The organism is Gemella sp. 27098_8_149 (assembly GCF_041433745.1).
Taxonomy (GTDB): domain Bacteria; phylum Bacillota; class Bacilli; order Staphylococcales; family Gemellaceae; genus Gemella.
Genome location: NZ_JAPWCB010000030.1, coordinates 1 through 11470, shown reverse-complemented (window position 1 = coordinate 11470; position 11470 = coordinate 1). Strand labels below are relative to the sequence as shown.

Sequence of the window (11470 nt, the reverse complement as noted above, 5' to 3'; positions counted from 1 at the left end):
AAAATTGAAATTACTACAAAAGTAAGAGAAAGAAAATTAGACTTAGAAAAAGAAATAAATGAAGAGAGAGAAAAAATAGGAAAAAAGCCTTTTAAGTATGAAGAAAAAGAAGAACTAAAAAGACAACGAATTAACACTACTGATCCAGATAGTGGTTATTATCACAGAGATCATAAAGAAGAAGGCTTTATGTATTTAGATCATCGAACAGTAGACGGGAAGAATAATATTATTATAGACTGCCATATAACTCCAGGTAACGTTCATGATAGTGGTCCGTATATAGATAGATTAAATCAGATAGAAAGAAACTTTGGATTAATACCTGGTAAAGTTGCGTTAGATAGCGGATATTATTCTCTAGACATACTAAAACAGTTAGATAAAAAAAATATATTTTCAGTAATAGGATATAGAAGATTCTCAAGATCAAAAGATAACAAATATTTTAAATACTTACATGAAAAAGATATATATGTAGATACACGAACAGGAGAAATATTTAGATATAGAAATATTGATAGAAACGGATATAAACAGTATAAAAGCGATGATAAAAACGAGAAGAAAATAATAAGACGTCATATAAATGCGGATTATTATGATGAAGCTAGGTTAAGACGTATATCAAAAGAAGGAAAACTATTGTATAAGAGAAGAAAAGAAACAGTAGAACGTAGCTTTGCAGATTCAAAACAAAATCACGGATATAGATATGCACAATATAGAGGTAAAGCCAAAGTACAGTCGTACGCTTGGTTGTCTTGTTGCGTTCAAAATATGAAAACAATAGCATTAAGAGAGGTATAATCATCTCTTAATACTACTGATTCTTTAGCCATAAGGCTTATTTTTTTTAAAAAAACAACCAAAACATCAATACGTTCATTGATATTTTGGTCGTTTTGTCAACAATCTGAAAAGAACCGGCATCTCTGCCGGTTCTTTGTTTTTCTATTCATAGTTTTCAATAAAGTGTTTTATCGCCGCTGCAAAGTCTTCTACTACATGTGTAGCTTGTCCTCTTACTTCTTGTGGCGCGCGGTTCATACAGTATGAAACATCAGCTACCTTAAACATATCCACGTCATTTCCTGAGTCTCCTAAAGCTATTACTCTATCATACCCTGACCTGATAGCTTCAATACCGCTAGCTTTAGAAATATTTTTTGCTGTGATTTCCATACGTGTTGAACCTGATTTATAAATTTCTACTTCTGGAAATTTCTCTTTCATTACATCGTAATGATAATCTAATTGTTCTTTTGTTGGTCTTACGTTAATCTTATAAATTACTTTTCCTTCTAATATTTCAAAAGGATTTTCCACACAAATTAGCTCCATGTTCCATAATCTATCTTTTTTCTCATGGTCAAAGTTACCAATACGCTGTTTCCCATCTAAAGCGTCAAATATTAATTTACTTTCTTTTAGATATTCGAATATTCCAGTTAAATCTTTTGTAGGAATGTGTTTTTCAAAAAGAACTTCATCTTGTCTTGTTACAACCGCTCCGTTAAACCCTATCATGTGTGTAACATCCATATCATTACCTTCAGCAATGTATTTGATTTCTTCAACAGAACGCCCAGTCGCAACTGAGAAATCCCCGTAATTTTTAGCATCATGATACGCTTTTAAATCTTCTTTTTCGACGAATACTGAATTTTTTACAAATGTTCCGTCTAAGTCTGTAACAAACAAATTCTTCATGAAACTATTCCTCCATACCAAGCATGTCTTGGATTTCCATTTTTAATACATTAGCATGAGATCCATAAATTGATTGCATTTGCATATCACTTTCTGCAAATCCCATAGCTCCAAGTTTCGTTGTAATACGTTCTCGGTCTACTACACTTTTATCTTTTACATTAATTCTTAAACGAGTTATACAAGCATCCACAGCTTCGATGTTATCTGGACCACCATGTGCTTTAATTAACTCAGTAGCTTGTTTTCTAATTCCTTCTGGTGTTTTTTGTACTGTTTCCATTACTTCATCATCACCATCAACTGTTATATCAGTTGCTTTTGGTTCTTCTTTACCAATTGTAGCGATTTCTACACCAAGTTTAGCACGAGCTTCATTTTTATTAGATAATTTAACTTCATCACCATCTTCACGACCAGGTGTTTTAAGGTCAAATTTAACAATCATAAATCTGAATACGATATAGTAAATGAAGAAATAAACTACACCTACGATTGGTACTAACCACCAAGATGTTTTAGGACCTTGAAGTACTCCGTAGATTACCCAGTTAATAAATCCGTGTCCAGTTGGAGTTGCTACCCCTGCGCCTAACATGTGCATTACGAATAATGCTGAACCTGCTAAGAATGCGTGTACCACATAAAGAATTGGTGCTACGAATAAGAATGTAAATTCGATTGGTTCTGTAATACCTGTTAAGAATGAAGTACCCGCAGCTGCGAATAATAATGATCCTACAACTTTACGTTTTTTCTCATCGGCAGTTTTGTACATTGCATAAGCTGCACCAGAAAGACCGAACATGAAGTAAACGAATTTACCACCATTGAATCTTGTAATACTTGGATCTACGTGTTGAACATTTGGATCAGCTAATGAAGCTAAGTAAGCATTGATTGTACCAACTACACGTTGTCCACCAATTTCCCAAGCACCACCTAATTCTGTTGTACGAACTGGCCAGTTCAGACCGTGGTGAAGACCAAATGGTAATAATGCTCTTTCAACTAAACCATATAAGAATGTTCCAATAGGTCCAGATTTAAGGATGAAGATTGATAATACACTGATACCTTTTTGTACTGGAGGCCATACGAAGAATAATCCAGTAGCAACTGCTGACATGATTACGATAGTTGCGATAGGTACGAAACGTGGTCCACTGAAGAATCCAATAACTGTTGGTAATTGAACTTTAACAGCCCACTTATGAACGAAGTATACCACTATACCTACGATAATACCACCAAATACACTAAGGTCCATTGTTTGAATACCAAGTACTTTTGTCTGCATGGCATTAGATAATGCTAATTTTGCTTCGTTACTTGATAATTTACTAGTGTCTACCAGTTTGTGACTTTGTACTAATAGGAAGTTAAGTACGTAGTGTAATACGATAAATCCTAATAGACCAGAAAGTGCAGCAGAACCCTTTTCACGTTTTGCTAAACCTACAGCAACCCCAACCGCAAAAATAATCGGTAAGTTATTGAATGCTGTATCCCCTAATACAATTAGGAATTTCATAATAAATTGAATAATGTCATTTTTTAACATTGGGAACATTTTTAGTGTGTTTGAATTACTGAAGGCTGTCCCGATCCCTTTGATAATACCTGCACCCGGAAGTACAGATACCGGTAATAAGAACGAACGTCCGAATTGCTCAAAAGCTGAGACGAATTTATTTTTTTTCTTTGCCATTACCTTTTCTCCTTTTATTATTTTTTATAACCATATTATATCAGATTTGAAAACGGTTTTTTCTTTTTTGCTTAAAAATTTCTTTATTTGTAATTAATTACTATTTCAGTAAAATTTTACTAGACTATGTAAACCGCTTTAAAAAATAGCTTTTATTTTCTAAATTTTTATGTTATGATACTTAATACTGAGTAAAGAAAAGGAAATCAATTAGTAAATTTTACTCCTGGAGGCAACTTATGTTTTTTGACAATTTAAAAAACAACTATGATAAACTATCCATTTCAGAACAACAAGCTATAGATTACCTAATGAAGCAAGATAATATTGAACACACGACCCTAAAAGAAATCAAGCAAGCTGTTCTTATTTCATCTTCTACTGTAATTCGTGCTTGTAAAAAATTAGGTTATAATACCTTTATCGATTTAAAATACGATTTAAAAATGAGTAAAGAGTTAGCTAAAAATAATAAAAATTCAACGGCCTCTACCTTCCTTTCTTTAAAGGAACAGCTTAGCGTTGAATTTTCTCGAACAATGTCTATATTAAATCAAGATGATTTCGATATTTTTGCCAATAAAATAATAAATGCTCGTCGTATATTTTGCATAGGTAGTGGCTCAAGTTACATGGTTATGAGTGATTTCAATAGAAAACTTAAATTGATCAATCTTTGGTCAAACGACTACTTTGAACACTATTCTATTAAAAGGATCCCTGATATTTGCAGAAAAGATGATGTCCTTTTAGTATTTTCTCTTAGTGGAGAAACTACGGTTATCAATGATTGTGTTTTAGAAGCTAAGCAAAATGGTACTACTATTTTAGCAATCACAAGCCTTGCGAATAGTCCTCTTGCAAAAATGAACGATCATTTGATTAAAGTCTACGATGCACCAAAGAATAGAAAAAAAATTCGTTCTCGTCTAATGCTAAGCGTAGTTGGAATTATTTTATTTGAAACTATCGTTAATACTATCAGTCCTGGAGAATATGTAATTGATTAGAAAAAGGGAGTGACTCGACAAAAATCTTATTTCTGATATGTACGCATTTTTTATTTAACTTATAATTTTCTATTCATTAAATTTAACAACAAATCACAAAAAGGAGGTGAACTAAACTCACCTCCTTTTTGAACTATTATTTTTTACTTTTCACCTTATTTTTAGGCACACGTTTTGATGAACCTATATTCCAAACAGTTTCCTCTTGTGAAGCTATTTCTTTATAGATACTCGCATTTTTTTGCACTGGATTTTCTACTTTTTTAGGTTCTACTGTTTTTTTTTCTACTGATTGTGTTTCGTTTTTTTTTACTTCTGGAGTAGTGGTTTTTACAGGATTATTGATTGAAAGTCCTGTAGTTGATATTCCTACCTGTTTATTTGAATTTTCAGTAGTTTTACGTGTTGCTGAACCATATACAGATGAGTATACTGGTGATGGTTTGAATTTACCTACACTACGAGTTTTTGGTGTAATAGTATTTGAACTCATTATTTGGCTCGTTACCGATTTAGTTGATGCCGATAATCCTGATGAAGAGTATTTTTCAAAAATAGCATCAAGTATTTTTTGATTATTTTCTATTTTCTCTTTACTTACAGGTCTATAACCATGATCAACTGTTTTGTATTCTCCTAGTTTAGTACCATTACCTTTGTCGAAGTATTCAGAAACATCATTAGTATATAATTTTTCTGTATAATCAATTCCACGTTCTACTTCATCTTCTTCAGCTTCTTCTTGATAAGTTTTAACATCTTCAAGTCTCTTCTGAGCAACTTCCTTAGGAACAACTTTCTCATCAGTGAACTTATCTACGTCATTAGTAACTTTAACAACTTTATTATTTGGCGAAACTTCTCTTAATAAGCTATCGATATTCACTGAATCAGCTGATTCTTCAAGGTAATTTTGCTCTTCAAGTTCTTCGATTTCCTCTTCATCTAAGTGGTAATCGCTATATCCTGATAGTCTGTCTTTTTTAACTTCTTTAAGTTCTTCATAGTCTTCAACTTCGATATCTTCTATCTTAGCCGCTTCTTGAACTAAATCTACATAAGACTCTTCTTTCTTATCTTTTCTTAAATCTTCTAGATTTTCATTCAATTCTTCTATTTCTGGTAGAGTTTCTTCTTTTTTCGGCGTAATATCTATATTTTCAGTTTCAATTAGTTCATCTAAAGCAGTTCTTTCTTGTGGACTATTTACCTTTTCACCTCCGAATATGCCTTTTCTGAAGTTTTCAACATCCTCTGTAACCTCCTGATTTTCTTCAAATCTGTCACCCACAAGTTTTTTACTAACTCTATCGATATCATCTTCAAATAAATCTTCGGCACCTTCTAGAACATCATGTACAGAAGTATATTTAAGTTTCTCACGACGACTTCCCTCTGCATCTAGTTCTCTAACTTCAAGTTCAGGAGTTTCTTTTTCATGAGTTTTGCTTTCTTTATCGCGAATTTCATCAAAAATACCGTCTAGTTTTTCATTTTTCTTAGTATATAGAGGATTATCTTTTTCAATTTTATCGCTTCTTCTCTCAAGAATATTGAAGTTTTCTTCGAATTCTTGTCTTGCCTCTTTATTCTTAGTAACTCTTTCTTCTTGTACTGGAGTTTCTTCTTTAGCTTGTCCTTTGAATGAACTTGCTACTTCTTCTTTCAATTCACTACTGTCTTTACCTAGTACTACACTATCCCCAAGATTATCAATCTTATGATCTTGTTTCAATCTCTTAGTTCTTACAGCTGCAAGTGTTGGGTGAGTTCTTCTCGGTGGGTTTTCATCAAAGATATCAACATCACGAATTTCAGAATTTTCCACTCCAAGTTTTTTAAGGGCATCACCTAAATCTGTTACTTTCCCTGCCGATACTACTTCTTCTTTTTCTTCATATTCTGTAATATCAATTTCTTCAAATACAGGTGTAACTTTTTGTTCTTTTTCTTCGTCTACAAACTCAATTTCAAGCTCGTCTTCATCTTTTTCTAAAACTTTTTCTTCTTTAGAATGAACTTTTTCCTTATCAGATTTTTTCTCTTCTTCTAATTCTTCTTCGAAATCATCTAGTACTGCATCTAATTCCTCTTGATCAATTTCATCATCACTTACATTGAACAATTTGTCTTTTAGTCTTGAGAAAAATCCTACTTTATTCTCATTTTCTTCATAGTCATCTTCATAATCTTCTTCATCTTCATAATCAGACTCATCATATTTTTTTTCAACTACTTTAGATTTTTCTTTTTGTTCACGTTTTTGACGCTCTAAATATGTTTTATAATCCTCAGCCTCATCGTCTTCTTCATCTAGATATTCATCATCTAAGAATTCTTCATCATCTTTTTTATTCGAACTGAATAATCCTTTAAATTTAGAAATAAAGCCATTTTCTTTTTTAGATTTTTTCTCTTGTTTAAAATCTTCTTCGTAGTCATCTTCGTAATCTTCAAATTCATCGTAGTCATCTACTTCAAAATCATCAAGATTAACTTCTTCATAATCTTCAAATTTTTCTTCTTTTTCATCACGTTTTCTAGTACTACGTTGTGAACTAAACTTATCCTCATCAAATGATTTTTTAGTTTTATTAGAACTGAAATCTATCTCAAAATCCTCTTCTTCATCAAGGTAAACTCTTTCTTTTCTTCTGTTTTCAGCTCTTTTTTCCCTACGTTCAGCTAAATCGTCTTTTTTTTCTTTTTTAGCTGTACTTTCCTCATATATTTCATCTTCGTCTTCTTCTAAAAACCACTTTTTCCAATTCACCATATTTTACACCTCCTAATTAGATTCTATTTAAGATTCAAATCTTTTACGCGAGTTCCTACTTTAGTATCTGCATCTAATACTAAAATACCTCTCGCTTCTTCTTGTGGTAATCCTAGTTCACGTTTTGAACATAGCATACCATTTGATTCAACTCCACGTAGTTTTGATTTTTTAATTAATAGACCACTTGGCATCATTGCTCCGCATAGAGCTACTACAACTTTTTGTCCTGCTTCTACATTTGGAGCACCACATACGATTTGTAGTGTTTCTTCTTCATTAACTTTTACTTCTGTTACTTTTAATTTATCTGCGTCTGGGTGTTTTTCACAACTTAAAACTTCCCCAACTACGAAGAACTCATCATTATTACCTTCTAGATCAATCTTAATTCCATTTTTTTCTAATCGTTTTTGAAGGATTTCTTTTTGGTCTTCTGTTAAGTCGATACTACCTTCACCATCTAATTTTAAGTTCTCAACATTGAAAATATTTAATCCAACTAAAGCACCATTTTCATCTTTAATTAGTGTAATATTCTTCTTGTCCTCGTATGTTACCTCTTCTTTACTTTGAATAGTAATTAATAATGTTTCTCCTAACATTTTCTTATTGTAAAAAAATAACATGAATCTCTCTCCTATAATAAATTTTAATTTTACAGTTATTCTACAAAAATAAAATAACTCTCTAGTTCTTTTCCATCGTATTTAAACGTTATTGTTGTTATCGGTACTAGGCCTTCTGTGAAAAAATGCACCATCATTTTTTGTAAAACTTCTAGTCCTTGTTTATTCTGTACATCTGCAATTATCAATGTATCTTGATGAGGTAAACCTACATAGAATGAATCACCTATTTTGTCATAAAAGTAATTCAAGACATTTTTATCGATTATTCTTGCCCCATCATAGCCATCTTTTGCATTAAGGAAATAGAATTTATTCCCTGCAACTTCATCCACATTATACTTAAATGGTAGTTTTTCTAAATTATCTTTAGCGAATCCTAAAAACTCTTCTTCAGTTTTAGAAAATCTACTTAAAAAATTACCGTCTAATAATTTATAACCATCTTTAAAATCATAAGCTAAATATATTCTAGTTTCATTTGTATGATCAAAGCTAACAAGATTTTTCTCGTTATCTTTGTTAAAACTACTAGCTCGAACCACTGGGAAAATATTTTCCAATAATTCGTCCTCATTTATATTATCTATAGAAAGTTTTTTTTGTGCGTTGAAGTTTCCTACTATGTAGTAAACAAATTCTTCTATCTTTTTATCACTGTCACTAGTTTTCTTATCTCCTAGCTTCCTTACAAAACTATCTATATCAATCTTTGCACGGCGATTTTCATATTCTAAAATAAAAACACTGTTTTCTTTTTCTCGCCTCTCATGAATTTTTAAAGTAGGTAGTTTTTCTATTATTTTTTCAAATATATAATCTCTTGAATAAGACATACTGCCTCCTATTTTGTGTATAATATGGCAACTTAATTATACCATATTTATTCGCACTCAAGCAACACAATTAAGCAATATATACAAATATTATTCACCTTTTTACAGTATATATATTTTATTGCACCTTTACTGTTATTTTGTTATAATGGGAGTGACTCAAAATCGTGATTTCGAAGAAACAAGATTTTGTCGAGTCACCCCCGCACAGTTTATTAGATATATAAAAAGCTTTTCTAAAGCGTATTTAGATATCAATAAACCACTTGCGTTGTACGTTAGAATTTTTAGTGCCAAAGGCACGTTAAAATTCTTACGTATAACGTATGCAAGGACACACCAAGAAGTGAGTCATAAGACGAAACTGATTGGATTGTGTCTACTGCTGAAGCTATGAGTTCTCATATACACTTTGTTAAAATCCAGATCTTTTAGATCTGCCCCCTTCGGAGGATTTTTTATGGATATAGAAATAAAAAGAGCCGAATTACAAACAAAATACAATAACTGGATTAAAAAAAATACTCGAAGATTAGTAGTTGCTTTTATTGCTTATGTAGTAATTATCTTAATAAATTTTTTACTATTAAAAAACTCTAAGATCACTCTTTTCTCTAGCTTTTTATTTTTTACATATACAGTTTATGTATTATCATTAATTTGGTTTATAAAAAATAAATTAATCGCAAATATCGACTCAGTCGATTTCGATATAAAATAAAAGTACTTAAATTGATCACTTGAGATTATTTAAGTACTTTTGTTATTTTCTGTAAATGTCTCAGATCTCATCTTTTTTTAAAAATTTTTTGGAATACAACTTTATACTTATAAAAATGAAAACTGAAAATTACACATGAACTTTTTTCCAAAAAACTAGAAAAAAAACTTACGAAAAAAATTTTTTTATGCTATAATCTGTTAATTTTGCTTAAATAATCGAAAGGAGTCAATATGACATTAAAAAGAAATTCTAAATTGTTTCTAGTACTATTCTTAGGAACTTTATCGGCTTTCGGGCCTTTTGTTACAGATTTATATTTACCTGCATTGCCTTATATGAGTGAATTTTTTAATGCTAGTACTTCTACTATTCAACTTACGTTAACAGGTAGTATGGTCGGACTTGCATTAGGACAATTACTTATCGGACCTATTAGTGATAAATATGGTCGAAAAAACCCATTAATAATCAGCTTAATAATTTACTTACTAAGTACTATTGCTATTATCATTTTTCCTAATGTATATGCAATGATAGTCTTACGATTTATCCAAGGTGTGTCTTCTGCAGGAGCTGTAGTTATTTCTCGTGCTATTTCTACAGATTTATATAATGGACGTGAATTAGCTGCTTTCTTTGCCTTACTAATGGCTGTTAACGGCTTAGCACCTATTCTTTCTCCTATCGTAGGTAGTTTATTACTACAACTTACAGACTGGAGAGGAATATTCGTTACACTTGCTCTAATCGGTGTAATTTTATTAGCTGTAAGCTTTAAATTCAATGAATCTTTAGCCGTTGAAAAACGCTTAGATCTTCCTATAACTAAGACATATTATTCTATTGTACACGTTGCAAAAAATAGACTATTCTTTGCTCTTGTTATTATTCAAGGATTTGCCTTAGCTGCTATGTTCGCATATATTGCAGCATCGCCATTCATCTTACAAACTCACTATAACTTAACACCATTAATGTACAGCTTATGCTTTGGTCTAAACGGTTTTGCTATAGTTTTAGGAAGCAAGAGTGCTGGTAATTTCAAAGAGAAAGTTAGCATCAAACTAGGTTTATCACTTATGTTACTAGTTAGTATCTACCTTGCAGTGGCACTAACACTTACATTACCTTTCCTATTTATTGAGGTAGGATTCTTCCTTCTTTTACTAGGATTAGGATTCATTTTACCTGCTGGTTCTGCTATCGCTATGAGTTTAGAGCGTGAGCGTGCTGGAAGTGCCTCGGCTTTCTTTGGATTTGTACCATTCTTCTTAGGTGGTGTTGTTTCGCCGCTAGTCGGAATTGGAAACATCTTCCACTCTAGTGCAATAGCAATCGTAGTTTGCTCAGCTATATCATTTATAACATTCAAACTAATTGAAAAGAGAATATAAAATAAAAAAATCTAAGTTGTAACTTTGGATAGACTTAAAACACATACTTTTAAGGTGAGACTATCCGACTATAACTTAGATTTTGTTTTTTTATTTGAACACGTTATCAATTTTATTATATCATATATTCTTAGTTATTATAAGACTTGTTTTGCCCCCTAATTTATGATAAGTTGAAAGTGAAAAGTAATAGCAGGTATGTTAGGGAGTAACTCAAAATCATGATTTCAAAAAATCAATTTTGTTAAGTCAATAGAAATAAAAAAAGGGGGCATAGAGATGTATATTCCAACAATAGTAATAATTTGTATGGTATGTGGCGCTATATGTGGCACTATAGGTGGATCTCTGGGTTATTATCTTACAAAAAAGAAGAAAAAACAAAAAAATAAAGAAGACGATTAATCGTCTTCTTTTACTTATTTATTACGGCTCTTTGTCAAATTCGGGGCATGGAGAAAAACAGGAAATGAAATCTAGGCAGCATTTTGCTGCTTAGATTTTTTCTTGTTTTCTTTAAGCTTAATATTATTTTTATACTCAGAAACAAATAATCTAGACATAATTAAAATACGTAATCTGAAATTACTAAAGCTAGAATATCCATAAGATACTCTCTTTAGTAGTTTTATTTTATTATTAAATCCTTCTAATGGACCGTTAGAATACTCATATTT

The 11470-nt window shown here is 31.3% G+C and carries 11 protein-coding genes; 5 read left to right on the top strand and 6 right to left on the bottom strand.

Annotated elements, in window-relative coordinates; all coding sequences use genetic code 11:
• Positions 1-810: transposase (locus O3801_RS08360; RefSeq protein WP_371454660.1), on the top strand; the 810-nt coding region annotated here is incomplete at its 5' end.
• 144 nt (positions 811-954) lie between these two features.
• On the opposite strand, the gene O3801_RS08355 is transcribed toward O3801_RS08360, so the two are convergent.
• Together O3801_RS08355 and O3801_RS08350 are read right to left on the bottom strand one after the other, a co-directional pair.
• Complete coding sequence (locus tag O3801_RS08355) at positions 955-1713, bottom strand: Cof-type HAD-IIB family hydrolase (protein WP_371454659.1); 759 nt, start codon at positions 1711-1713, stop codon at positions 955-957.
• Positions 1714-1717: 4 nt separating this feature from the next.
• Positions 1718-3424 (bottom strand): PTS transporter subunit EIIC, encoded by a 1707-nt coding sequence (locus tag O3801_RS08350; protein ID WP_371454658.1) that lies wholly within the window; start codon positions 3422-3424, stop codon positions 1718-1720.
• A 239-nt stretch (positions 3425-3663) separates the two neighbouring features.
• Between O3801_RS08350 and O3801_RS08345 the strand changes: the two genes are divergently transcribed.
• A complete protein-coding gene (locus O3801_RS08345) occupies positions 3664-4434 on the top strand; it encodes a MurR/RpiR family transcriptional regulator (RefSeq protein WP_371454657.1) in 771 nt (256 codons plus the stop codon).
• A gap of 136 nt (positions 4435-4570) precedes the next feature.
• On the opposite strand, the gene O3801_RS08340 is transcribed toward O3801_RS08345, so the two are convergent.
• The 3 genes from O3801_RS08340 to O3801_RS08330 are packed head-to-tail and all read right to left on the bottom strand — an operon-like array spanning position 4571 to position 8675.
• Positions 4571-7210 carry a hypothetical protein gene (locus O3801_RS08340; protein ID WP_371454656.1) on the bottom strand — a complete coding sequence of 880 codons (2640 nt, stop codon included), beginning with the start codon at positions 7208-7210 and terminating at the stop codon, positions 4571-4573.
• A gap of 23 nt (positions 7211-7233) precedes the next feature.
• Entirely contained in the window at positions 7234-7839 is a 606-nt protein-coding gene (gene ytpR / locus O3801_RS08335) for a YtpR family tRNA-binding protein (protein WP_371454655.1), read from the bottom strand.
• A gap of 35 nt (positions 7840-7874) precedes the next feature.
• Positions 7875-8675, bottom strand: coding sequence for a DUF1444 family protein (locus O3801_RS08330; RefSeq protein ID WP_294683221.1), 801 nt, complete (start codon positions 8673-8675; stop codon positions 7875-7877).
• Positions 8676-9135: 460 nt separating this feature from the next.
• On the opposite strand from O3801_RS08330, the gene O3801_RS08325 reads away from it, so the two are divergent.
• From O3801_RS08325 to O3801_RS08315, 3 genes are all read left to right on the top strand, one after another.
• Entirely contained in the window at positions 9136-9396 is a 261-nt protein-coding gene (locus O3801_RS08325) for a transporter (protein WP_294683220.1), read from the top strand.
• A gap of 233 nt (positions 9397-9629) precedes the next feature.
• Positions 9630-10793 (top strand): multidrug effflux MFS transporter, encoded by a 1164-nt coding sequence (locus O3801_RS08320; protein ID WP_294683219.1) that lies wholly within the window; start codon positions 9630-9632, stop codon positions 10791-10793.
• A gap of 279 nt (positions 10794-11072) precedes the next feature.
• Positions 11073-11198, top strand: a complete 126-nt coding sequence (locus O3801_RS08315) for a hypothetical protein (RefSeq protein WP_294683218.1) — start codon at positions 11073-11075, stop codon at positions 11196-11198.
• Between the two features lie 71 nt (positions 11199-11269).
• Here the strand turns inward: O3801_RS08315 and O3801_RS08310 are convergent.
• Positions 11270-11470: transposase (locus O3801_RS08310; protein WP_371454654.1), on the bottom strand; the 201-nt coding region annotated here is incomplete at its 5' end.

Bases quoted from the DNA above. Each gene is read 5' to 3' on its own strand.
- O3801_RS08355 (WP_371454659.1), bottom strand. From the start codon at position 1,713: ATGAAGAATTTGTTTGTTACAGACTTAGACGGAACATTTGTAAAAAAT.
- O3801_RS08350 (WP_371454658.1), bottom strand. From the start codon at position 3,424: ATGGCAAAGAAAAAAAATAAATTCGTCTCAGCTTTTGAGCAATTCGGA.
- O3801_RS08345 (WP_371454657.1), top strand. From the start codon at position 3,664: ATGTTTTTTGACAATTTAAAAAACAACTATGATAAACTATCCATTTCA.
- O3801_RS08340 (WP_371454656.1), bottom strand. From the start codon at position 7,210: ATGGTGAATTGGAAAAAGTGGTTTTTAGAAGAAGACGAAGATGAAATA.
- ytpR (WP_371454655.1), bottom strand. From the start codon at position 7,839: ATGTTATTTTTTTACAATAAGAAAATGTTAGGAGAAACATTATTAATT.
- O3801_RS08330 (WP_294683221.1), bottom strand. From the start codon at position 8,675: ATGTCTTATTCAAGAGATTATATATTTGAAAAAATAATAGAAAAACTA.
- O3801_RS08325 (WP_294683220.1), top strand. From the start codon at position 9,136: ATGGATATAGAAATAAAAAGAGCCGAATTACAAACAAAATACAATAAC.
- O3801_RS08320 (WP_294683219.1), top strand. From the start codon at position 9,630: ATGACATTAAAAAGAAATTCTAAATTGTTTCTAGTACTATTCTTAGGA.
- O3801_RS08315 (WP_294683218.1), top strand. From the start codon at position 11,073: ATGTATATTCCAACAATAGTAATAATTTGTATGGTATGTGGCGCTATA.